The sequence below is a fragment of the Streptomyces sp. UNOC14_S4 genome (genome assembly GCF_020740835.1).
Taxonomy (GTDB): Bacteria; Actinomycetota; Actinomycetes; order Streptomycetales; family Streptomycetaceae; genus Streptomyces.
In genome coordinates this window covers 1-20938 of sequence record NZ_JAINFC010000038.1, presented here as the reverse complement: position 1 = coordinate 20938, position 20938 = coordinate 1, and the positions used below count along the sequence as shown (strand labels likewise).

21 protein-coding genes are annotated in these 20938 nt (G+C 74.1%); 13 read left to right on the top strand and 8 right to left on the bottom strand.

Going from position 1 to position 20938, the window contains the following annotated elements; all coding sequences use genetic code 11:
• Positions 1 to 269 precede the first annotated feature (269 nt).
• The 5 genes from K6I34_RS05945 to K6I34_RS05925 all read left to right on the top strand — a co-directional run bounded on the left by K6I34_RS05945 (position 270) and on the right by K6I34_RS05925 (position 5819).
• Positions 270 to 1685 carry an MFS transporter gene (locus K6I34_RS05945; protein ID WP_229323023.1) on the top strand — a complete coding sequence of 472 codons (1416 nt, stop codon included), beginning with the start codon at positions 270 to 272 and terminating at the stop codon, positions 1683 to 1685.
• Positions 1686 to 1846: 161 nt separating this feature from the next.
• The gene (locus K6I34_RS05940) at positions 1847 to 3118 is read left to right on the top strand and encodes a beta-ketoacyl synthase (protein ID WP_229323022.1); all 1272 of its coding nucleotides are present in this window, start codon (positions 1847 to 1849) and stop codon (positions 3116 to 3118) included.
• 32 nt (positions 3119 to 3150) lie between these two features.
• Complete coding sequence (locus tag K6I34_RS05935; RefSeq protein ID WP_229323021.1) at positions 3151 to 4425, top strand: ketosynthase chain-length factor; 1275 nt, start codon at positions 3151 to 3153, stop codon at positions 4423 to 4425.
• 141 nt (positions 4426 to 4566) lie between these two features.
• Positions 4567 to 4866, top strand: coding sequence for an acyl carrier protein (locus K6I34_RS05930; protein ID WP_229323020.1), 300 nt, complete (start codon positions 4567 to 4569; stop codon positions 4864 to 4866).
• Positions 4863 to 5819, top strand: coding sequence for an aromatase/cyclase (locus K6I34_RS05925; protein WP_229323019.1), 957 nt, complete (start codon positions 4863 to 4865; stop codon positions 5817 to 5819). Before K6I34_RS05930 ends, K6I34_RS05925 begins: the two co-directional genes overlap by 4 nt.
• Before the next feature lie 66 nt (positions 5820 to 5885).
• Here the strand turns inward: K6I34_RS05925 and K6I34_RS05920 are convergent, their stop codons facing one another.
• From K6I34_RS05920 to K6I34_RS05910, 3 genes are read right to left on the bottom strand one after another with little or no spacing between them, the layout of a single operon-like run.
• Positions 5886 to 7064: an acyl-CoA dehydrogenase family protein gene (locus tag K6I34_RS05920; RefSeq protein ID WP_229323018.1), complete on the bottom strand. Its 1179-nt coding sequence runs from the start codon at positions 7062 to 7064 to the stop codon at positions 5886 to 5888.
• Positions 7061 to 7462, bottom strand: coding sequence for a DoxX family protein (locus tag K6I34_RS05915; protein ID WP_229323017.1), 402 nt, complete (start codon positions 7460 to 7462; stop codon positions 7061 to 7063). The genes K6I34_RS05920 and K6I34_RS05915 overlap by 4 nt, the downstream gene beginning before the upstream one ends.
• Positions 7459 to 8352: a DUF6081 family protein gene (locus K6I34_RS05910; protein ID WP_229323016.1), complete on the bottom strand. Its 894-nt coding sequence runs from the start codon at positions 8350 to 8352 to the stop codon at positions 7459 to 7461. Before K6I34_RS05910 ends, K6I34_RS05915 begins: the two co-directional genes overlap by 4 nt.
• A gap of 174 nt (positions 8353 to 8526) precedes the next feature.
• Here K6I34_RS05910 and K6I34_RS05905 point away from each other — a divergent pair, with 174 nt between their 5' ends.
• The 3 genes from K6I34_RS05905 to K6I34_RS38565 are packed head-to-tail and all read left to right on the top strand — an operon-like array spanning position 8527 to position 11635.
• On the top strand, positions 8527 to 9417 hold the full coding sequence (locus K6I34_RS05905) for an NmrA/HSCARG family protein (protein WP_229323015.1): 891 nt from the start codon (positions 8527 to 8529) through the stop codon (positions 9415 to 9417).
• Positions 9393 to 10559: an acyltransferase gene (locus K6I34_RS05900; protein WP_229323014.1), complete on the top strand. Its 1167-nt coding sequence runs from the start codon at positions 9393 to 9395 to the stop codon at positions 10557 to 10559. The genes K6I34_RS05905 and K6I34_RS05900 overlap by 25 nt, the downstream gene beginning before the upstream one ends.
• Positions 10556 to 11635 (top strand): acetylserotonin O-methyltransferase, encoded by a 1080-nt coding sequence (locus K6I34_RS38565; protein ID WP_229323013.1) that lies wholly within the window; start codon positions 10556 to 10558, stop codon positions 11633 to 11635. The genes K6I34_RS05900 and K6I34_RS38565 overlap by 4 nt, the downstream gene beginning before the upstream one ends.
• A 118-nt stretch (positions 11636 to 11753) precedes the next feature.
• Here K6I34_RS38565 and K6I34_RS05890 read toward each other — a convergent pair whose 3' ends face one another.
• Positions 11754 to 13220, bottom strand: coding sequence for a DHA2 family efflux MFS transporter permease subunit (locus tag K6I34_RS05890; RefSeq protein WP_229323012.1), 1467 nt, complete (start codon positions 13218 to 13220; stop codon positions 11754 to 11756).
• Positions 13221 to 13284: 64 nt separating this feature from the next.
• Here K6I34_RS05890 and K6I34_RS05885 point away from each other — a divergent pair, with 64 nt between their 5' ends.
• On the top strand, positions 13285 to 14094 hold the full coding sequence (locus K6I34_RS05885) for a TetR/AcrR family transcriptional regulator (protein ID WP_229323011.1): 810 nt from the start codon (positions 13285 to 13287) through the stop codon (positions 14092 to 14094).
• Here the strand turns inward: K6I34_RS05885 and K6I34_RS05880 are convergent.
• Positions 14057 to 14947 (bottom strand): TIGR03619 family F420-dependent LLM class oxidoreductase, encoded by an 891-nt coding sequence (locus K6I34_RS05880; RefSeq protein WP_229323010.1) that lies wholly within the window; start codon positions 14945 to 14947, stop codon positions 14057 to 14059. The two genes, K6I34_RS05885 and K6I34_RS05880, sit on opposite strands and share 38 nt — an antisense overlap.
• Before the next feature lie 238 nt (positions 14948 to 15185).
• Between K6I34_RS05880 and K6I34_RS05875 the strand changes: the two genes are divergently transcribed.
• Entirely contained in the window at positions 15186 to 16028 is an 843-nt protein-coding gene (locus K6I34_RS05875) for an SAM-dependent methyltransferase (protein ID WP_229323009.1), read from the top strand.
• Between the two features lie 2 nt (positions 16029 to 16030).
• The gene (locus K6I34_RS05870) at positions 16031 to 16582 is read left to right on the top strand and encodes a hypothetical protein (protein ID WP_229323008.1); all 552 of its coding nucleotides are present in this window, start codon (positions 16031 to 16033) and stop codon (positions 16580 to 16582) included.
• Here K6I34_RS05870 and K6I34_RS05865 read toward each other — a convergent pair.
• Both K6I34_RS05865 and K6I34_RS05860 read right to left on the bottom strand, forming a co-directional pair.
• On the bottom strand, positions 16577 to 17614 hold the full coding sequence (locus K6I34_RS05865) for an LLM class flavin-dependent oxidoreductase (protein WP_229323007.1): 1038 nt from the start codon (positions 17612 to 17614) through the stop codon (positions 16577 to 16579). The genes K6I34_RS05870 and K6I34_RS05865 overlap by 6 nt on opposite strands.
• Before the next feature lie 62 nt (positions 17615 to 17676).
• Positions 17677 to 18498, bottom strand: coding sequence for an SDR family NAD(P)-dependent oxidoreductase (locus K6I34_RS05860; RefSeq protein ID WP_229323006.1), 822 nt, complete (start codon positions 18496 to 18498; stop codon positions 17677 to 17679).
• 188 nt (positions 18499 to 18686) lie between these two features.
• Here K6I34_RS05860 and K6I34_RS05855 point away from each other — a divergent pair, with 188 nt between their 5' ends.
• Positions 18687 to 19118: a nuclear transport factor 2 family protein gene (locus K6I34_RS05855; RefSeq protein WP_229323005.1), complete on the top strand. Its 432-nt coding sequence runs from the start codon at positions 18687 to 18689 to the stop codon at positions 19116 to 19118.
• Positions 19119 to 19137: 19 nt separating this feature from the next.
• On the opposite strand, the gene K6I34_RS05850 is transcribed toward K6I34_RS05855, so the two are convergent.
• On the bottom strand, positions 19138 to 19953 hold the full coding sequence (locus tag K6I34_RS05850) for an AfsR/SARP family transcriptional regulator (protein ID WP_229323004.1): 816 nt from the start codon (positions 19951 to 19953) through the stop codon (positions 19138 to 19140).
• Positions 19954 to 20214: 261 nt separating this feature from the next.
• On the opposite strand from K6I34_RS05850, the gene K6I34_RS05845 reads away from it, so the two are divergent.
• Positions 20215 to 20938 (top strand): histidine kinase (locus tag K6I34_RS05845; protein WP_229323003.1); only part of this gene is annotated, 724 nt, incomplete at its 3' end.

Sequence of the window (20938 nt, the reverse complement as noted above, 5' to 3'; positions counted from 1 at the left end):
GGCCCCCACCGGTACAGGTCGGCAAGTAGTGGGTCATCGTACTGGTCATCCGCCTATCCCAGCCCTTTCGACAACCCAACTGACGTTCGCACAGGAGGAAAAGCGCCACGAGGGGACAAGTCCGCCCCGATCACCGGATACGGCAATGCGCGCGCCGGTCCGGCCCCTCGGCGATCCCGGCCCCCACCGTCCCACCGTCCCGGCGTGCCGGTGCGGTCGGGGCGGGTCATGATGGCGGATGTGAGCCTTCCGGGTCCGGGACTCCTGTCGTGAGGCCGCGGCCCGTGCAGCGGCGGACGCAGCAGACCGTGGACTCGCCGTACGGCTGGCGGCCGGCCGTGGTCACGGTGTGCTTCGGCGCGTTCATGAGTCAGCTCGACGCGAGCATCGTCACGCTGACGTACCCCAGTCTGCGGCGGGAGTTCCACGCGCCGCTGGCCGCCGTGGAGTGGGTGTCGCTGGCCTATCTGCTCGTCCTGGCCGCCGTGATGGTCGCCGTCGGGCACCTGTCGGACATGCTGGGGCGCAAGCGGGTCTACCTGTGGGGCTTCGTCCTGTTCGCCGTCTCCTCGGCCGCGTGCAGCCTCGCCCCCGGCCTCGGCGCGCTCATCGGCTTCCGGGCCGTCCAGGCGCTGGCAGCCTCGATGCTGGCCTCCAACAGCCTGGCGCTGGTCTACATCGTGGCCCCGCCGGAGAAGCTGCGCGGCGCGCTGGGCATGCAGGCGGCGGGCCAGGCCCTGGGCCTGGCGCTGGGCCCGACCCTGGGCGGAGTGCTGGTCACGACGGCCGGGTGGCGCTCGGTGTTCTGGATCAATGTGCCGGTCGGGATCGCCGCCCACGTCGTCGGCCGCTTCCTGCTCCCGGAGTCGACCGGGACGGCGGACGCCCGGCACTTCGACCTGGCGGGCACGGGGTGGCTGGCCGCGTCGGTCGCGACCCTGCTCGGTGGCCTGTCCATGCTCTCCGGACTGCCGGTGCCCGGCTGGGCCGGGGCCCTGCTGCTGGCCGCGTCCGCCGTCCTCGCCCGGTGCTTCCTGCGGTGCGAACAGGCCGCCCGCGAGCCCCTGGTGCCACCGGCGCTGCTGCGCGACCCCCGGATCGTCTGGGGTCTCCTCGGGGCGTGGGCCGGAAACCTGGTCCTGTTCGGCCCGCTCGTCCTGGTCCCCCTGACGCTCACCGACCGCGGGGAGACCGAACTGCGGGCCGGGCTGCTGCTCACCGCCCTGCCCGCGGGCTTCGCCCTCGCGGCGAACCTCCAGGACGCCCTGCTCCCCCGGCGCTGGAGCAGCCGCCTGCGCTGCGCGACCGGGGGTCTGCTCGCGCTCGTGGTGCTGGCCGGGGCGGCGGCCTACTGCCCGGAGGACGTGTGGCTGGTCCTCTGGCTGGCCCTGCTCGGGGCGGGGCTCGGCGTGTTCACCCCCGCCAACAACGCGATGACGATGTCCCGGGTGCCCAGGGAACTCGCCGCCACCGGCGGCGGACTGCTCAACACGAGCCGGTCCATCGGCGTCTCCCTCGGCATCGCCGTCATCACCCTCACCCTGCACATCGGCTCCGCCCGCACGGCCCACTCCCTGCTGCCGCTGTTCCCGGTGCTGGCCCTGGCGGCCGTCACGCTGCTCCTGGGCGCGTCCGCGTACCTGGGCTCCGCCCACCGGGGCACCGGTCCGGCCGCCTCCCGGTGACCGGTCCCGCCCCCGGTCGCGGCCCCCGGAGGGCGAGCCGTTTCCGAGCAGCGCTCCAGCGGAGGTCGAGGCGGTGCGCGGAGCCTGCTCGGCAGTCCCGTGCGGTGCCTCGACGGGACGGCGACGGCGCCCGGACCGGGCGCGGGAGAGGGGGGTCGAGGATGGGCATGCGACGTGTGGTGATCACCGGCATGGGGGTGCGTGCCCCCGGGGGCACCGGGGTGAAGGAGTTCTGGGAGCTGCTCGCGGACGGCCGGACGGCCACGCGGCGGATCTCCTTCTTCGACCCGTCGCCCTTTCGTTCCAGGGTCGCCGGGGAGGTGGACTTCGACGCCCGCGCCGAGGGGTTCTCCCCTCGTGAGATCCGCAGGATGGACCGGGCCACGCAGTTCGCGGTCGCCTGCACCCGCGACGCGCTCGCCGACAGCGGCCTGACGCCGGGGGCGCTGCCGCCGCACCGCACGGCCGTCGTGCTCGGCACCGCGGTCGCCTCGGCGACCAGCCTGGAGAACGAGTACCTGGTCATGTCGGACGCCGGACGGGAATGGCTGGTCGACCCCGGCCATCTCTCGCCCTACATGTTCGACTACCACAGCCCTGGGGTGATGGCCGCCGAAGTGGCCTGGGCCGTCGGCGCCGAGGGGCCGGTGACGATGGTGTCCGACGGCTGCACCTCGGGGCTGGACGCGGTGGGGTACGCGGTCCAGCTGATCCGGGAGGGCACGGTGGACGCCGCCGTCGCGGGTGCCACCGACACCCCGGTCTCCCCCATCGTCGTCGCGTGCTTCGACGCCATCAAGGCCACCACACCGCGGGACGACGACCCCGCCCGCGCCTCCCGGCCGTTCGACGGCACGCGCAACGGCTTCGTGCTCGCCGAGGGGGCGGCGATGTTCGTGCTGGAGGAGTACGAGTCCGCGCGCAGGCGGGACGCGCCCGTCTGGGCCGAGGTCGGCGGGTACGCCACGCGCTGCAACGCGTACCACATGACGGGGCTGAAGAAGGACGGGCGGGAGATGGCGGAGGCGATCCGGGCGGCGCTGGACGAGGCACGTCTCGACCCGACGGCGGTGGACTACGTCAACGCGCACGGCTCGGGCACGACGCAGAACGACCGCCACGAGACGGCCGCCTTCAAGCGCGCCCTCGGTGACCACGCCCGCCGGGTGCCGGTCAGCTCGATCAAGTCGATGGTCGGCCACTCGCTCGGCGCCATCGGCTCCATCGAGATCGCGGCCTGTGCCCTGGCGATCCGGCACGACGTGGTACCGCCGACGGCGAACCTGCGCACGCCCGACCCCGAGTGCGACCTCGACTACGTCCCCCTCACGGCCCGGGAACAGCGGGTCGGCACCGTGCTCTCGGTGGGCAGCGGATTCGGCGGCTTCCAGAGCGCGATGGTCCTTCACGGGCTGGGGGCGACGGACCGATGACGGCTGTGACACCGACGACACCGACAACGGCGATGACGGCGACAGCGGGGACAACGGCCACGGCGACGACGGAGCGGCGCGTCGTGGTGACGGGCATGTCGGTGGCCGCGCCCAACGGCCTCGGCACCGAGAACTACTGGCGGGCCGTGCTGGCCGGGCGGCACGGGATCGGGGAGATCGACCGCTTCGACGCCTCCCGCTACCCCGCCCGGCTCGCGGGTCTCATCCGGGACTTCGAGGCCGCCGACCATCTGCCGGGGCGGCTGCTGCCGCAGACCGACGTCTCGACGCGCTACGCGCTGGCGATCGCCGCGTGGGCGCTGGAGGACGCCGGTCTGGGGCCCGGGGCCGCGCCCGGCCACGGCCTGGCCGACTACGACATGGGAGTCGTCGTCTCCACCGCCGAAGGCGGCTTCGACTTCACCCACCGGGAGTTCCGCAAGCTGTGGAGCCGCGGGCCGGAATACGTCAGCGTCTACGAGTCGTTCGCCTGGTTCTACGCGGTCGACACGGGCCAGATCTCCATCAGGCACGGGATGCGCGGCCCGAGCGCCGCCCTCGTCGCGGAGCAGGCCGGCGGGCTGGACGCGCTCGGGCACGCCTGCCGCACCGTACGGCGCGGCACCCGGCTGGTGCTCGGCGGCGGTGTGGACTCCGCCCTGGACCCCTGGGGCTGGGCCTCGCAGCTGGCCGGAGGACGGATCAGCCGGGCCGTCGACCCGACGCGCGCCTACTTGCCCTTCGACCGCGACGCGCACGGCCACACACCCGGGGAGGGCGGGGCCGTCCTCGTGGTGGAGGACGCCGCGTCGGCCCGTGAACGCGGGGCACCCCGGGTGCACGGACGCATCGCGGGCCACGCCTCGACCTTCGACCCCGCGCCCGGCAGCGGACGGCCGCCCGGACTGCGCCGCGCGGCCGAACTCGCCCTGGACCAGGCCGGACTGGCGGCCACCGACATCGACGTGGTGTTCGCCGACGCCGTCGGCGTGCCCGATCTCGACCGGGCCGAGGCCGAGGCGCTGAGCGGTCTCTTCGGCCCGCACGGCGTGCCGGTCACCGCCCCCAAGGCGCTGACGGGCCGACTGTACGGCGGCGGCGGTCCGGTCGACGTGGTGTGCGCGCTGCTGTCCCTGCGCGACGGGGTGATCCCGCACACCGCGCACACCACGCACGTCCCCGAGGAGTACGAGCTCGACCTGGTGCGCGGCCGACCGCGCCGAGCGTCCCTCCGCGCCGCCCTGGTGCTCGCGCGCGGCCGCGGCGGCTTCAACTCGGCCCTGGTGGTCACCCGACCCGACTTCTGACGATCCGACACCTGATGACGCGAAATATCTGATGACGCGAAATACCTGACGGTCCGACAGCCGATGGACCGTCAGCCGACGAACGGCTTCCCCCTTCCACCCCGGCCCCTCGGGGCCGGCCGACCTCGCTGGGAACCGACCATGACAGCATCGATGAACGCCCCCATGGACATCGACACCCTGCGCCGCATCCTCGCGGACTGCGCGGGTGAGGACGAGAGCACCGACCCGCACGGCGACATCCTGGACGTACCGTTCGAGGACCTCGGCTACGACTCGCTCGCCCTGATGGAGAGCGCGGCCCGCATCAAGCAGGACTACGGGTGCGACGTCTCCGACGACCTGCTGGCCGAGCTGCGGACACCCCGCGCCCTGCTCGACCTGGTGAACAGCTCACTCGCCGCGCGGGGCGGGCCCCGGGAGGAGGTGGGGGTCGCATGAGCGGCGCCGCCGGTACGCTCCTGCACCGCACGGACCACTCCCTGGTCGTCGCGGCCCCCGCGGCGGAGGTCTTCGCGGTCGTCGCGGACACCGCCTCCTGGCCCGCGGTCTTCGGCCCCTGCGTCCACGTCAGGCACCTGGAGCGCTCGTCGCGCGAGGAACGCTTCACGCTGTGGGCCGAGGTGAACGGGCGGGTCCAGCAGTGGACTTCGCGCCGCACCCTCGACCCCGCCCGGCTGTGTGTCCGCTTCCGGCAGGAACGCTCCGCGCCGCCCGTCACCGCGATGAGCGGCGCGTGGCTGCTGCGGCCGCGGCCCGGCCGCCGCACCGAGGTGGTGCTGCGCCACCGCTTCGCCACGGCCGACGACGACCCCGCCTCCCTGGCCGCGCTGTCGCAGGCCCTCGACCGCAACAGCCGGGCGGAGCTGGCGGCGCTGTCCCGGGTGGCGGGCTCCGGGCACCCGGTACGGGACGTGGTGGTCACGTTCGAGGACTCGGTGGAGCTGGCGCGCCCCGCCCGGGACGCGTACGACTTCGTGGCGGAGGCCGGGCTCTGGGCCGACCGGCTGCCGCACGTCCGCCGGAGCACGCTGACCGAAACCGCCCCGGGCGTCCAGGAGCTGGCCATGGAGACCGTCACCCCGGACGGCGCCTCGCACACCACACGTTCGGTGCGGGTGTGCGGGGAGGGCTGGATCGCGTTCAAGCAACGGGTCCTGCCCCGGCCCCTGGCGGGCCACAGTGGGCTGTGGACCTTCGGTGACGGCCCGTCGGGGGCGCGGGTGACGGCCCGGCACACGGCCGTGATCGATCCCGCCGCGGTGGCCTCGGTGTTCGGTGAGGGCACCACGGCGGCCGAGGCCCGCGACCGCGTCCGTACGGCGCTGGGCGCCAACAGCCGCGCCACCCTGGCCCTGGCGGCCGGGGCGGGGGTGGGGAGCCCGCGGCGCTGAGCGTGCCGCCCACGCACGAGGGGGCCCGCCGGGCATGTGCCCGGCGGGCCCCCTCGTCACCTCCCGTCAGCTGTGCGGGTGCGAGAGCACCTGCTCCGCGTAGGCGGCGGCCGCCGGGTCCATGCGCAGCACCAGGTGGCTGGTGGCCGAGTTGACGTCGCGCCAGGCGCGCTCGAACGGGCCGCCCGCCGTCTGGCCGGAGGTGCCGGTCGCGCGGAAGACGCGGTTGACGGCGGTCAGCAGCATCTCCGAGGCGAGGGCGCAGTCCCGGGCGCCGCGCGCGGTGAGCAGCCCGGTGACCGCGCCTTCGTCCGCGGTGGCGGCGACCCGGTGCACCAGCAGCTCGGCGGCGTCCAGTTCGCCCGCGGTGCGGGCCAGCACGTCGCGGAAGCCCGCGTCGAGCGCGGCCTTCGTGACGTCACCCCCGCCCGCCGCCCTGGCCGCTCCCCAGCCGGTCCACTCGGCCAGCATGCCGCGTGCCGCGCCCAGCACGGGGGCGACGAAGGACAGCCCGTTGACCGCCTTCAGCGGCACCCGGTGGCAGCGGGCGGGGGACACGGCCCCGGTGCCGTCCATCGCCCGGTCCCGGTCGAACGACATGCGGGCGGGTACGAACACGCCGTCCAGCACGAGGGTGTTGCTGCCTGTGCCGCGCATGCCGACGGAGAACCAGGTGTCCAGCACGGCGCAGGCGGAACGGGGCACGGCGAAGTAGCGGGCGTGCGGTGCGCCGCCGTCCGCCGTCCGCGTGGTCGCGCAGACCAGCACCCACCGGGCGAAGTCGACGGCGCTGATGAACGACCACGTGCCGGTCAGCCGCCAGCCGCCGGGCACCGGCTCGGCCCGGCCGACGGGCATGAGCGCTCCCACGAACAGGACGTCCGGGCCGTCCGCCCACACCTCCCGCTGGCCGTCCTCGGGCAGATGGGCGGCCATCCGGGAGACGAACGCGCTGAGCGAGGCCACCCACGCGGCGGCCGCGCAGCCGGTGCCGGCCGTGGTGACCGCGTCGACGAGTCCGGCGAAAGTGCCGGCGTCGCCGCCCCAGCGGGCCGGGACGAAGTGCCGGGCGAAGCCGGCGTCCACGACGGCGCGGACGACGTCGGGGTGGGGCCTGCGGTCCCGGTCCATGGTCTCGGCGTGTTCCGCGGCGATCCTGGCGACGTCCACCGCCCGCACCGCCAGTCCGGCCCGGCCGTCGGCGAGTCGGCTGCCCGTCGGACCGGCCGCGCCGGTCCGTGTCATCGCTTCGGCTCCTTGCCCGCCGTGAGGGCGTCGACGGCGGCGAGCGCGAGCGCGCCGAGCAGGCTGAGGTTCTTGAAGAACTCGTTGCGCTGGACGTGCCGGCGGGCGGGGTCCTGCTGCCGCCAGAAGTCGTGCACGGTCACGGTCGTCGGGATCAGGCACGCGGCCAGCAGGCCGCCGCTGAGCGGGGGCCGGAACCCGGCCCCGAGCGCCACCCCGCCGACGAGCATGCCGGCCGCCGCGCAACGGGTCGCGGCCTCCGGCAGCGGGATCCCGTGGCGCTCGGCCAGCGCGGGCAGCGGCCCGGGGTCGCGCAGCACGCTGTAGCCGCCGGTGACGAAGCTGGCGGCCAGCAACGGCCGGGCCAGGCCGCGTACGGTCTTCTCTGCCGTCCTCATGTTTCCCCTTCCTCCGTGGTGACGGTGATCCGGCGGACGGTCAGGCGTACCCCCTGACCCCAGAGCCGGTGTGCGTGGCGGCCGTGGGCGTCCCGCGTCAGCGCCCGGCCGTCCGGGCCCGCCGCGTCGAGCAGCGTGAAGAGTCCGAGGCCGCAGGCGAGCTGCCGGGGCGTCGCGCGTCCGGCCGGGCCGCCGTGGTCGATCGCCAGGTGGTCGCGGAGCGGGGCACCCAGGTCGCCGACGGACAGCACCACCCGGCCGTCCACGCGCCAGCGGACCGTGCCGCGGGACCGGTCGAGGCCGATCTCCAGCAGGTGCGTGCGGTCGGGGGACCGGTCGGCGACCGGCACCAGGCAGGTGAACGCGGCACACCGCGCGCCCGGCGGGCGCATCCGCTCGTAGACGGCGTGGATCCGCCGGTTGGAGACGAAGAAGTCGAAGACCAGGCCGGTTTCCCGGTCGACGGTCACCAGCGCCCCGGCCCCGAGCCTGGGGTCGCCCTCCGCGTCGGCCACCTGGTCGCCGAAGGGGTGGCGGCGGGCGTTGAAGACGCGTGCCGCCAGCTCTCCCCGGACGGTCAGCTCACCGGTGGCGGGCGCGTCGAAGCCGGGCAGGCCGGTGGAGGCCGTGCGCGCGGCCAGGGCGCACCACTTGAGGTGGTCGTCGCCCCCGGGCCCGGCGGTGCGCCGGAAGGCCGGGGTGCCGGTCCCCGGGTCCGTGGCCTCCGGCTCGACGACCAGCCCCGCAGGGGTAGTGCGCACGGTCGCGTCGCCGCGGGGCAGGGGGCCTACGGGCCTGAGCTGCCAGTCGGGGCGCGGACCGGCGGTGCGGAAGCCGGCCGCGCCGTGCCAGTCGAACAGCGTGGTCCGTGTCGCCCGGTGCGTCGTCATCGTGCTCCGTAACGTGTCAGGCGGCCGTGCCGCGTGTCGGTGTCCGGAGGCTGGCGGCCGGGGCTCGAAGGATGCTGGACCCGCGGTGGACGGACGGCTCGACCTCTTCTCCAGCCGGATTCCAGGCGGCCCCCCGACCGTGGGCCGCCGGAACGAGCGATGGGGAGGCATGCGATGGCAGTCGGCGGCAACGGCGCGGAGCGCTGGATCCTGGTGCTGGGGGCGACGGGCCGGCAGGGCGGGACGGTCGCCCGTCACCTGCTCGAACGGGGCTGGGCGGTCCACGCGTTCGTGCGCGATCCGGGCGGTCCGGGCGCCCGGGAGCTGGCCTCGCGGGGGGCGGTGCTCGTCCAGGGCTCGCTCGACGACCCGGCCTCCGTACGCAAGGCGCTGGCGGGCGCGTACGGCGTGTTCACCGTCTTCACCCCCACCCACGGCAACGGGCTGGACGGCGAGGAACGGCACGCGGCCCTGGTCGCCGAGGCCGCCCGGGAGTCCGGGGTGGCCCACCTGGTGCACAGCTCGGTCGGCGGCGTGGAGAACCCCGGCGGCGTGGGGTGGCGGGAGACCAAGCTGAAGGTCGAGCGGACCGTGCGCGCGGCGGGGCTGCCGACGACGTTCCTGCGCGCCGTCTACTACATGGAGAACTTCCTGGACCTGCCGCCCGTCCTGGACGCGGAGGGCGGGCTGGTGCTCAGCCGCGGTCTGCTGCCCGCCACGACGCTGCAGATGATCGCGTCCCGGGACATCGGCTGGTTCGCCGCCGACGCCTTCGGCGACCCGGCCCGCTTCATCGGCCGGGAACTGGAGGTCGCCGGTGACGAGTTGACGGGACCGCAGATCGCCGCGGCCTTCGGGCGGCACACCGGCCGCCCGGCCCGCTACGTCCCGGTGCCCATCGAGGAGATCGCCCGGCAGAACGAGTGGATGGCCAAGACGTTCGTCTGGTTCAACGAGGTCGGCTACCGGGCGGACATCCCCGCGCTGCGCTCCGCCCATCCCGGCCTGCTGACCTTCGACGCGTTCCTGCGCCAGTCCGGATGGACGCCCCAGGGACCTCGGTGACCCCCGCGGAGGCGGCGGGACGCCGCCCCGCGCTCCCCTCGCTCACCGGGATGCGCTTCCTGGCCGCCGCCGCGGTCTTCTTCTCGCACTCCTTCTTCCAGTTCGTGCCGAGCAGCTGGGGATCGGACACCGGAACGGGGTTCTTCTGGAGCAAGGCCGGGTCGGCCGGGGTCTCCTTCTTCTTCGTCCTCAGCGGCTTCGTGCTCACCTGGTCGGCCCGGGCGGACGAGCCCGCCCGGGCCTTCTGGCGCCGGCGGGCCTGCAAGATCTACCCCAACCACCTCGTCACGGCGGCGGCCGCGGTCCTGCTGATCGTCTCGCACGGCGGCACCGTGTCCGCCCGGCAGCTGCTGCCCAACCTCGCGCTGCTGCACACCTGGCTGCCCGTCGGCTCCGTGCTGACCGGGGTCAACACGGTGAGCTGGTCGCTGTGCTGCGAGGCCTTCTTCTACCTTTCCTTCCCTCTGCTGTCGCGGGCGCTGAGGGCGGTGCCGGAGCGGCGGCTGTGGTGGTGCGCCGGGGGTCTGGTGGCGCTGGTGTGGTGCGTGCCACTGGTGGCCCGGCTGCTGTTGCCGGGCGATCCGGTGCTCTCGCCGCGCATGCCGTACTCGGAGGTCCAGCTGTGGTTCGTCTACTTCTTCCCCGTCACCCGGTGCCTGGAGTTCCTGCTGGGCATGGTGCTGGCGCGGCTGGTCGCCGACGGCCGCTTCCCCCGGGTGCCGCTCGTCCCGGCCGGGGCGCTCGTGGCCGGGGCGTACGTGGCGGCGCTGTACGCGCCCGGGCAGTACGGGACGGTCGCCGTGTGCGTGGCGCCGCTCGGCCTGCTGATCGCGTCCGGCGCCGTCGCCGATGCCGGCGGACGCCCGTCGGTGCTGCGCCGCCCGGCGATGGTGTGGCTGGGCGAGGTGTCCTTCGCCCTGTACATGGTGCATCAGCTCCTGATCGACGAGGTCGCGCGCCGGCTGGGCATCAATGCCGCCCACAGCCTGAACAGCTGGTCGGCCGCGGCCCTTTCGCTGCCGGTGCTCGGCGGCGCGCTGACGCTCGCCTGGCTGCTCTACCGCGGTGTCGAGCTGCCGGTCATGCGCAAGTGGAGCCGCAGGCACCGGCCTCTCCTCCTGGAAGTGGGTGAATTGTCGTGAGCTCCACCGGAAAAAACGGAGAAGCCGGAGACACCGGAAAGACCGGAGAGAGCGGAGAGAGCGGAGAAAACGGCCCCTCCGCGCACGACCGGCTGTTCCAACTGGCCTTCAACAGCGCCCCCTGGACACATCAGACCCTCTATGTGGTGGCCCGGCTGGGCCTGGCCGACCTGCTGGCCGACGGCCCGCGCGGCAGCGACGAACTCGCCGCCGCCACCGGGAGCCACCCGGACGCCCTCTACCGCTTCTGCCGCGCGGCGGCCGCCCTGGAGCTCTTCCACGAGCACCCCGGGCGGGTCTTCGGGCTCACCCCTCTCGGCGATGCCTTCCGCACCGGCGGGCTGGCCCACTTCGTCGTCCTCAACGGCGCGGAGAACTTCCGCGCCTGGGCGGACGTCCTGTACAGCGTGCGGACCGGGAAGCCCGCCTTCGACCAGATCTTCCACATGCCCGCCTTCGACTTCCTCGACCGGAACGAGGAGATGCGCACGGTGCTCCACACGATGGTCGGCCGGGGCACCGTGCCGCCCGCCATCGACCTCTGCGACTTCTCCTCCGACACCACCGTGGTGGACCTCGGCGGCAGCGTCGGAACGCTGGTCGCCCATGTGCTGCGCGCCAACCCGGGGTTGCGGGGAGTCCTCCAGGACCTGCCCACCGTGGTGGACGGGGCACCCGAGGTGCTCCGCCGCGAGGGCGTGGCCGACCGGGTGGAGGTCGTGGGGCGGAGCTTCTTCGAGGCAGTGGCGCCGGGGGGCAGCACCTATGTGCTCTCGCGGGTGCTGCACGACTGGGACGACGAACAGGCGCTGCGCATCCTGGGCGGGGTCCGGGAGGCGATGGGCCGGGGCTCCCGGCTCCTCGTCGTCGACCAGGTGATCCCCGCGGGCGACGGGTTCCACCCTGGCAAGTTCTCCGACCTCCAGATGCTGGTGGTGCTCGGCGGGCGGGAACGGACGATCGAGGAGTTCCGCGAGCTGCTGCGGCGCGCCGGGCTCACGATCAGGACGGTGCGGGGACCGGAGGCGATGCCCACCAGCCCCCGCACCGAGGCCCTCATCGAGGCCGTGGCCTGACCGCGGCCCGGCCGGACACAGCACCGCGGCCCGGCCAGGCATCGGTACTGCGGCCCGGCCGGGCACCAGCCCGTCAGGCAACCGGCCTTCAGACAACTGACCTTCAGGCAACTGACCTTCAGACAGCGGACGCACCGCGGGCATCCGCTTCGGCCTCCTCCAGGGCCGGGGCGGATGCCGCACGCCGCTCCAGCGTCGTCATCAGCACGGCCGGCAGGATCGCGACCAGGGCCGAGGCGAGCACCCAGACGAAGGTGGTACCGAAGCCGGATGCCTGCTCGCCCGGACGGCCCGCGGCGTCGTCGAGGTGCTGCTGGAGCACCACGACGAACAGGGCGGTGCCCATGGAACCCCCCACCCGCTGCAGCATGTTGAGCTGCGGCGTGGCATCGCCGACCTGCTCGGGCCGCAGCGCACGGAAGGCCGCCGTCATGGCGGGCATGCCGGCCAGGCCGATGCCGAACCCGCGGACGACCATGGCCAGGCTCAGCAGCCAGTAGGAGGTGGTGGCCCCGATCAGCACGAAGGGCACGGTGGCGGCGACGCAGACGACGCCACCGATGACGGCGGTGAGCGTGCCGATCTTCTCGAAGAGCCGCCCGGAGAGCCACATGGCGACCGCCGCGCCCAGCCCCTGCGGGGCCAGCAGCAGGCCGGTGTGCACGGCGTCCTCGTGCCGGACCACCTGGTAGTACAGCGGCATCAGCACCATGCCGCCGAAGATGGCCGCGCCCATGGCGAAGGTGGCGAAGGAGGACGCGGCGAACATCCGGTTGCCGTAGAGGCGCAGGTCCAGCAGGGGGCGCTCGACCCGGACGGAGCGCAGCACGAAGGCGGCGGCGAGGGCGAGACCGGCGAGGAAGGGCACCACGACCTGGGCGTCGAGCAGGTCGCCGCGCTGGCCCGCCTGGGCCAGTCCGTAGGTGATCCCCACGACCCCCGTGGAGACGAGGAGGAAGCCGATCGCGTCCAGCGGGCCCGCCTCCTCCCTCCGGTCGCGCGGGAGCAGTCGCAGGGTCAGATACAGGGCCGCCACGCCGACCGGCAGGTTGATCCAGAAGATCCACTGCCAGCCGGCGTGGTCGAGGAGCAGCCCGCCGACGGTCGGGCCGAAGACCGGTGTGAGCACCATCGGCACCCCGATCGCGCTCATCACCCGGGCCAGCCCCTGGGGCCCGGCGGCCCGCACCAGGATCGCCTGGCCCACGGGCATCATCAGGCCGCCCCCGATGCCCTGGAGCACCCGGAAGGCGATCAGCTGCTCGGCCGAACCGGCCATGCCGCACAGCGCGGAGGCGACCGTGAACACGGTGAGCGCCACGGCGTAGAGGGTGCGGGAGCCCCACCGCCTGGCGGCCCAGGCCGATATCGGCGTCACCGCGGCGAGGGCCAGCAGATAGCTGGTGACGACCCATTGGACGGTGTCCAGCGAGGTGTCGAAGTCGAGGGAGAGGTGCCGCAGGGCGACATTGACGACGGTCGAATCGAGGAAGGCGAGGATCGCGCCGAGCAGGACCACGAGCACCGCCTGGCGTGCCTCGCGACTGAGCCCGGGGGCTTGCGTCTGCTCATCATGTGCAGCCATGCCCTCATACTCAACCCCACGCCTGACTCTGTCAACCATCCGGATGATTGATTACAGTGTCCTCATGACGACGAAGAAGGCCGATACCCCCGCATCCGCGACAGCCGCCGAGGACGCCTCCGCGGCACGACCCCGGCCGCGCCGCGCCCCCCGGGCCGAGGAGCGGCAGCGCGACGCCGAGCGGTCCCGCGCGCTGCTGCTCGACGCGGCGCTGGAGGAGTTCGCCCGGCACGGGCTGGCGGGCGCCCGGGTGCAGGACATCGCCGCCCGCGCGGGCGTCAACAAGCAGCTGATCAGCTACTACTTCGGCGGCAAGGACGGCCTCTACCGCGAGCTGCAGCGCGAGTGGGCCGAGCGGGAGGCCCTGTTCGCGGAGGAGACCACGCCGTTCGAGGAGGTCGCCGTCCATTACCTCGAGCGCGGCCTGGCCGACCCCAGGCCGGCCAGGCTGGCCATCTGGCGCGGGCTCGCGGGCGACGAGCAGCACACCCCGGAGGAGGCGTCGGCGATCGGCACCGACCTGGAGCGGCTGCGGCGGGCCCGGGAGCGCGGCGAGATCTCCGCCGACCTGGACCCCGGTTTCCTGCGGCTCGCGGTCATGGGCATGGTGATGGCCCCCATCGTGATGCCGCACACCGCGCGGGAGGCGACCGGGCTCGACCCCCGCTCACCCGAGTTCCGGGAGCTCTACGGCGAGCAGATCCGCCTGCTGCTGCGGCAGCTGACCACGGCCGGGCAGGCCGGCCCGAAGGAGTCCGGACAGCCCGGACCGGAGGAGGCCGGCGCGGGCGACGCGACGGACGCCTCCGCCCGCACCGGCCGGCGCGGCCGCCCGGCTACCACAGCCCCCGGGTCAGCTCGCGGAAGCGGGTGAGACGGGCGATCTCCGCGTCCGCCCCGCCCGCCCCGCGCCGGTTGGAGAGCGTGATGTGCGAGGCCCCGGCGCGCCGCCAGGTCTCCACCCGCTCCACCCAGGCGTCCTCGGGCAGCAGTTGCAGCGGGACGCGTGCCTCGATACCGAACCCCTCGGGGTCCCTGCCGTGTTTCGCCACGAGCTCCCTCAGCCGCCGGATCACTTCGAGCCCGGCGTCGACGTCCCGCATCAGCGGGCCGAACATCCGGTAACCGTCGGCGATCCGGGCCATCCGATCGAGGACGACCGGCCGGGGCACCCCGCCGCCCTCGAAGTCGCCGCCCCCCATCCACACCGGGACCGGCCGCTCCGGGCGGGGGTTGACGGCCACGTCCTCGATCTCGATCAGCTCGCCCCGGTAGGTGAGGAACGGCTCGGTCCACAGCAGCCGCATCACCTCCACCTGCTCCTCGAGCAGGCGGCCACGGGTCGCCGGGTCGGCACCCAGGGCGCGGACCTCCTCGCGGTTCCAGCCCACGCTGACGCAGAGCCGGAGCCGCCCGCCCGAGAACAGGTCGATCTCGGCGGCCTGCTTGGCCGCCATCCCCGCCGAGCGCAGCGGCAGCAGCACCGACGGTGCGACCTCGACCCGCGAGGTGAGCGCCGCCACGAAGGCGGCATGGGTGAACGCCTCGTGCCAGGGGTCGCACGGGGGCAGGTCCGACGGCCAGTTCGGCGCCCGGGCGGGCAGCACGTGCTCGCCGAACGCGAGATGCCGGTAGCCCAGTTCCTCGAACGCCTGGACATAGTCGTGGAGTTCCTGACGGGTCCCGAAATACGGCAGGTCGCCACCGACCCTGAGCGGACTTTCCATGTTGTCAACCTCCGTGAAAATCATGGCACTTGCCACGCGGCACCGGTCCACGATGACACCGGCGGGGACGGCCCGCCACCGGGTTCGGGGCACTGTCCGGACGGCCGTCCGGCCTCCAGGGAACTTCCAGCCCCGCTCCAGCGGACCGCACCAGCATGCGCGGCACCCGCCCCTGCGCACGGCGGGGAGGAACGGGACAGCGCGGGAGAGAACGGGATAACGGGAAAGGGGAGCTCGGATGACAGGGAGCACCACCGGGAGCACCGCCGGAAGCGAACTGCCCACCGGTGTCAGCCTGACGGCCGTCGGCATCGCCGTCGGCCGGGCCGTGGAGAGCGACCGCGCGGACGCGCTGTTCAGGGACCGCCACGCGCGGGCCTTCGTGGACGCGTGCGGGGCGGGCGCCGTGGCCGGCATGGGGGCCTTCAGCGGGTACGTCGCCATCCGCACCCGCTTCTTCGACGACTACCTGCTGGGCGCGGCCCGGCGCGGCCGACGGCAGGTGGTGCTCCTCGCCGCCGGGCTGGACACCCGCGCGTTCCGGCTGCCCTGGCCGCCCGGGACGCACCTCTTCGAGCTGGACCTGCCGGCGCTGCTGGCCTTCAAGGAGGACGTGCTCGCCCGCGAGGGAGCGACCGCCTCCTGCCGGCGCACGGCGCTCGCCGCCGACCTGCGCGAGGACTGGGCCCCGGCGCTGCGCGCGGCGGGCTTCGACCCGGCGGTGCCCACGGCATGGCTGGCCGAAGGGCTGCTGCCCTACCTCTCGACGGCGGACAACGACCTGCTGGCCGACCGCATCGGGCGGCTCTCCGCCACCGGCTCCGAACTGGCGCTGGACCACCTGGACTCGGAGACCAGGCGGGGCAGCCTGGCCGGGACGTCCGACGCGCTCGACGCGCTGGGGGCCTCCTGGCTGTCCACGCTCGACGACCCGGCCGGCTGGCTGGCGGGCCACGGCTGGACCGTGCGGGACGCCCCGGCCCGGACAGCGCTCCTGCAGCGCTACGGCCGCGGTGGCGCGGCGCCCGCGCGGGAGGCGGACCGGCCCAGCGGGCTGGCCTCGGCCGTCCGGGAGGCCTGACCGTGCCGTCGGGCCTCGCGCTCTCCCTGACCTGCCGGGTGCACACCGAGCCGGACGGGGACGACCACACGATCCCCTACACCCTGCGCTTCACCGCCGTCGCGCCCCGGTCGGTCGCCGGGGACGAGGAGTTCGGTGTCGTCCTGGCGCCGGAACCGATCACCTTCAGCCCCCGGCTCAGCAGCGGCATCGGCGATATCACGCTCCGTTTCGCCGCGCCGACCGGGGCCCGGGTGGTGGGGTACGCGCTCACGGGCGGCGACGGATCCGCGGCGGGCACCCGCGTCGAGCCGACGGCCGACGGCGTCGTCCTGCGCGCGCCCGGGCCGTTCGGTCCGGGCACGCCGTTCACCCTCCCCGCGCTGCGGTGGACGCTGCGGGCCGACGGCAGTGGTGCCGTCGTGCGTACGGGGCTCGCCGGGTCGTCGTTCGACGACCCGGCGTGGAGCTACCGCTGGGCCCGGCGGTCCGACGGCAGGCGGGGCACGGTCACGGGGTACCCCGACCGGTCCCCCGTGCTGACGCTGACCAGGCCCGCGGGGCCGCGTTCATGACGCCCCGCCCGCCAGTTCGGCCGCCGCGGCCGCCGCACGCAGGATCCGGACGCGTCCGTCCGGCGTCGTGTCGGCCGCCGACGCCATCACCGCCAGCGTGGTGACGCCCGCCTCGGCATAGCCGCGCATCCGCTCGGCCAGCCTGGGCACGGGGCCCACCAGGGCGGTGCGGTCGACGAACTCCTCCGGCAGGGCGGCCGCGGCACCCGCGCGGTCACCGGCCGCGAGCCGCTCGCGGAGCAGGCGGACGGCCGGCCCGTAGCCGAGCCGCCGCGCCAGCCCGCAGTGCACGTTCCGCTCGGGGTCGCCGATCCCCAGCAGGTAGGTGTACTGGCCGCGGAGCATGTCCACCGCGGTGCCCACGTCGTCGGCGACCGCGACCGGCAGGCTCAGCAGCACGTCGTAGCCCGCCGGGTCCAGCCCGGCGGACCTTCTCCCCTCCTGGATCGCGCCGACCGCCCGGGCGACCGACTCGGGCGGGGCGAACACCCCGATCCAGCCGTCCGCTATCTCACCGGCCAGGCGCAAGGCGCGCGGACCGACGGCCGCCAGGTAGACGGGGATGCGGTGCGGCGGCCGCTCGGTACGGAGGTGCAGCGGCGCGGCGCCGTCGCCTCCGGGGGCGGGCAGCCGGTAGTGCTCGCCGTCGTGGGTCACCGGCCCGCCTGCCAGCGCGCGCCGCACGATGTCGACGTACTCCCGGGTACGGGCCAGCGGCCGGTCGAACGGCACGCCGTACCACCCCTGGGAGACGGCGGGGTCGGACACCCCCAGGCCCAGCCGGAACCGGCCGCCGCTGAGGGCGTCCAGGGTGGCGGCGGTGAGCGCCGTCGCGCCGGGCGGGCGCGCCGGGATCTGCATGACTCCCGAGGCGAGGCCGATGCGCCGGGTGGCCCCGGCGAGGAGCCCCAGCACGCTGACGGCGTCGGACCGGTAGCCCTCGGGCGCCAGCAGGACGTCGTAGCCCAGGTCCTCGGCCACCCGGGCCAGTCGAGCCGCCCCTTGGTAGGGAATGGTGGCGCCGAGCCGCATGGCCCTTCTCCGTTTCTCCGCCGGGCCGCCCGACGGGTCGCGTCCGTCAGATGTCGCATCCGTCAGATCAGGTGGGCGCCGCCGTCGACCAGCAGTACCTGCCCGGTCGTGTACGCGGCGTCGGCCAGGGCCAGCACGGCCTCGGCCACGTCCTCGGGCAGGCCGACCCGGCGCAGCGGGGTGGCCTCGCGCACCTTCTCGGCGATCGGCGCGAAGAACGCGTCGTCGCGGGTCCAGGGGGTCTCGACCAGGCCGGGGGCGACCGCGTTGACGCGGACCCGGGGGCCCGCCGTGTGGGCCAGCAGACGCGTCATGTGCTCGACGGCCGCCTTGCTCACCGCGTAGGGGATGGAGCTGCCGGCGGGCCGGCTGCCCGCGACGGAGGAGATGTTGACCACCGCCCCGTTCCCGGTCCGCATCAGATGGGGCATGGCCGCCACGGTCGTCTGCCAGGTACCGAACACATTGAGCCCGAAGATCTCCCGCCACACCCGGGGGGTGGCCGCCTCCAGATCGGCGTGGGGGATGACGCGGGTGGCACCGGCGTTGTTGACCAGGAGGTCGAGGCGGCCGTAGTGCCCGACCGCGGCGGACACCAGACGGCGCGCCTCGTCCTCGTCGGAGACGTCGGCCCGGATGTAGACGGCGTCCGGCAGGGAGCGTGCGACCTTCTCACCGGCCTCGGTGGACCGGGCGGAGTTGACGACGATCCGCATCCCCTCGGCGGCGAGCCGGGCGGCGACGGCCCGGCCGATCCCCGAGGAGGAGCCGGTCACCAGGGCGACGCGGGCTCCCCGCCGGGTCCGCCGGTGGGCGGCGGGCTCCTCGCCGATGTCACTCGTCGCTCCGGTCACCCGGTCCACGGGCATGTCCGTCTGGCTCATGCGTCTGTCGCTCCCGTCTCCTCGTCGGCGGGCAGGTCCTGCCGAGGCGAGGGTCGGCAGCCCGCCTCGAACGCAGGTGGAAACCGGGTGGAGCCCCGGGGTCCGTCCCTTCCAGAGGGCTTCGAGGCCGCGCCGCCAGCCTGGGCGGCGGCCCCGTACACCACGCACGCCACCGCAGAGGAGCACCGATGAGCGCGACCGCCGTCGACACCGAGGTCCATTCACGGATCCAGCACTTCTACGCACATCAGATGCAGGCCCTGGACGCGGGCCGGTTCGAGGAGTACGCGCTGACCTTCACGGAGAACGGCAGCTTCCAGCACTCCCCCGGCGTCGAGCCGGCCCGGGGCCGGGCGGCGATCGTCGCGGAACTGGTCGCCTTCCACGAGCGGTTCGCCGGGGACCCGGTACGGCGGCGCCACTGGTTCAACCACGTCGCCCTGACCCCCCGGCCGGACGGCAGCATCCGCTCGACGGTGTACGCGCTGGTGATCACCGTCCGGCCGGGACGGCGGGAGCCGGAGATCGCCCCCAGCTGTGTCGTGCACGACATCCTCGAACTGGACGGGGACCGCGTCCTCACCCGGTCCCGGAGCATCTTCCACGACCACCTCGGCTGACGTCCCGGGGGCTCCGGCCTCAGGCGGGCCGGGCCGGCGCGTACGTCCGCTCCCCGTCGAGTTCGGGGGCGCCGGACAGTACCGCGCGGTGGAGCCGCTGGAGGCGGGCCGACGGCTCGACGCCCAGCTCGTCGCGGAGGCGCCCGCGCAGTTCCCGGAACTCCTGCAGGGCCCGCCAGGGGCTGCCCGAACGGCACAGCGCCGTCATCAGCTGGGCGCAGAAGTTCTCGTGCAGCGGGTGCCGGGCGACCAGGGCGCGCAACTCGCCCAGCAGCACGGCGTGATAGCCCAGCCGGAGGTCGGCCTCGATGCGCTCCTCCAGCGTCTGCATCCGGGTCTCCTCCATGTAGAGGGTCTCCAGCCCCAGCACCCGCCCGACCGGGACGTCGACGAGGGCGGGGCCCCGCCACAGCGCGAGGGCGCGGGTCAGATGCGCGGAGGCGGCACGGGCGTCCCCGGCCACGAGGGCGCTGTGGCCCTGTGCCGCCCACTGCTGGAACTGGGTCCAGTCACAGCTTCCCGGCGTGACCGTCATGCGGTATCCGCCGTAGGCCGTCGACAGGACGTCCTTCGGCGAGCGGTCACCGGCGGCCGACGGCTGCCGCAGTGCGGCTCCTATCCGCCGCCGCAATTGCAGGATGTACGTCTGCAAGGTGGTCGCGGCGCTGCGGGGGATCTCATCGCCCCACAGCTCCTCCATCAGCGTCGTCACGGGTACGACGCGTCCCGACCACAAGGAGAGCAGGGCGAGAACCTGCCGCGGCTTTCCGGCACTGGGCACAATGGGTACCCCGTTCTCGTACATCGCCAGCTCCCCCAGCACTTCGATGTCCATGTACGCCTTCCGATCGGGTGGAATCGGGTCTCGGCCCCGAGACTCCCACCGCGCACCGGCCGCCGGACAGTGAGGGCGTCATCGAATGGGCGGTGAAATCACCATGCGCGTGTGAGGAATTCACAATTCCGAGGTGCCGGAATCCTCCGGAGGGAGGTCACCCTCCGGAAGCGGCTGGGTTACAGTCGGGTCTCCTCCGGGGAGACGACTTTCCCCGTACCGGCAGAACCCCCTGGAACTTCGCTCGGACGGGCAGGTCGCATGGTGGTTGCAGTCAAGGGTGAACCGCCGCCGTGGTTCGCCACGTGCATCATTCTCTCCGTACAGTCCGCCGTGGCCACGCTCGGCTTCCTCAACCTCCTGACCGCCCGTCCCCCGGCCTCCCATGTGGCGCTGTACATCGGGGGCTTCGTCATGATGCTGTCGCTCCAGGGTGTGCACTGCGCCGACCGGGCGACCCGGCTCCGGGCCCGCGCCGGAGGGTGGGCGCTCGCCCTCCAGGCCGCGCTCACCTACGGCCTGCTGCCCGTCCTGGGGCTCGCCTGGGGCGGGATGCCGGGCTTCCTGGCGGGCTCCATGCTGCTCACCCTCGAACCGCCGCTCTCGACCGCGGTGTTCTGCGGCACGGCCGCCTTCACCGGGGTCTACGCCTGGCTGGTCGGCCAGCAGCCGCTCGGCGTCGGCATCGGGGTGCTCTCCTGCACGGTGAACGGCCTGATGGTGTACGGGATGACCCTGCTGGCCTCCTGGAGCGTGGAGCTCCGGCGGGCCAGGGACGAGATCGCCCGGCTCGCGGTGCAGGAGGAGCGGTTGCGGGTCGCCAGGGACCTGCACGACCTGCTCGGGTACAGCCTCTCCGCCATCACGCTCAAGGGAGAGCTGACGGACCGCCTGATCCGCGAGGGGTCGGACGGCCGGGGCGGGCAGGACGGGCACGCCGGGCGGGCCCGGGCCGAGCTGCGGGAGATGGTGGACATCTCACGGC

Excerpts from the sequence above, each read along its gene's own strand:
- K6I34_RS05940 (WP_229323022.1), top strand. The coding sequence starts at position 1,847 with ATGGGCATGCGACGTGTGGTGATCACCGGCATGGGGGTGCGTGCCCCC.
- K6I34_RS05935 (WP_229323021.1), top strand. The coding sequence starts at position 3,151 with ATGACGGCGACAGCGGGGACAACGGCCACGGCGACGACGGAGCGGCGC.
- K6I34_RS05930 (WP_229323020.1), top strand. The coding sequence starts at position 4,567 with ATGACAGCATCGATGAACGCCCCCATGGACATCGACACCCTGCGCCGC.
- K6I34_RS05925 (WP_229323019.1), top strand. The coding sequence starts at position 4,863 with ATGAGCGGCGCCGCCGGTACGCTCCTGCACCGCACGGACCACTCCCTG.
- K6I34_RS05920 (WP_229323018.1), bottom strand. The coding sequence starts at position 7,064 with ATGACACGGACCGGCGCGGCCGGTCCGACGGGCAGCCGACTCGCCGAC.
- K6I34_RS05915 (WP_229323017.1), bottom strand. The coding sequence starts at position 7,462 with ATGAGGACGGCAGAGAAGACCGTACGCGGCCTGGCCCGGCCGTTGCTG.
- K6I34_RS05910 (WP_229323016.1), bottom strand. The coding sequence starts at position 8,352 with ATGACGACGCACCGGGCGACACGGACCACGCTGTTCGACTGGCACGGC.
- K6I34_RS05905 (WP_229323015.1), top strand. The coding sequence starts at position 8,527 with ATGGCAGTCGGCGGCAACGGCGCGGAGCGCTGGATCCTGGTGCTGGGG.
- K6I34_RS05900 (WP_229323014.1), top strand. The coding sequence starts at position 9,393 with ATGGACGCCCCAGGGACCTCGGTGACCCCCGCGGAGGCGGCGGGACGC.
- K6I34_RS05890 (WP_229323012.1), bottom strand. The coding sequence starts at position 13,220 with ATGGCTGCACATGATGAGCAGACGCAAGCCCCCGGGCTCAGTCGCGAG.
- K6I34_RS05885 (WP_229323011.1), top strand. The coding sequence starts at position 13,285 with ATGACGACGAAGAAGGCCGATACCCCCGCATCCGCGACAGCCGCCGAG.
- K6I34_RS05880 (WP_229323010.1), bottom strand. The coding sequence starts at position 14,947 with ATGGAAAGTCCGCTCAGGGTCGGTGGCGACCTGCCGTATTTCGGGACC.
- K6I34_RS05875 (WP_229323009.1), top strand. The coding sequence starts at position 15,186 with ATGACAGGGAGCACCACCGGGAGCACCGCCGGAAGCGAACTGCCCACC.
- K6I34_RS05865 (WP_229323007.1), bottom strand. The coding sequence starts at position 17,614 with ATGCGGCTCGGCGCCACCATTCCCTACCAAGGGGCGGCTCGACTGGCC.
- K6I34_RS05860 (WP_229323006.1), bottom strand. The coding sequence starts at position 18,498 with ATGAGCCAGACGGACATGCCCGTGGACCGGGTGACCGGAGCGACGAGT.
- K6I34_RS05855 (WP_229323005.1), top strand. The coding sequence starts at position 18,687 with ATGAGCGCGACCGCCGTCGACACCGAGGTCCATTCACGGATCCAGCAC.
- K6I34_RS05850 (WP_229323004.1), bottom strand. The coding sequence starts at position 19,953 with ATGGACATCGAAGTGCTGGGGGAGCTGGCGATGTACGAGAACGGGGTA.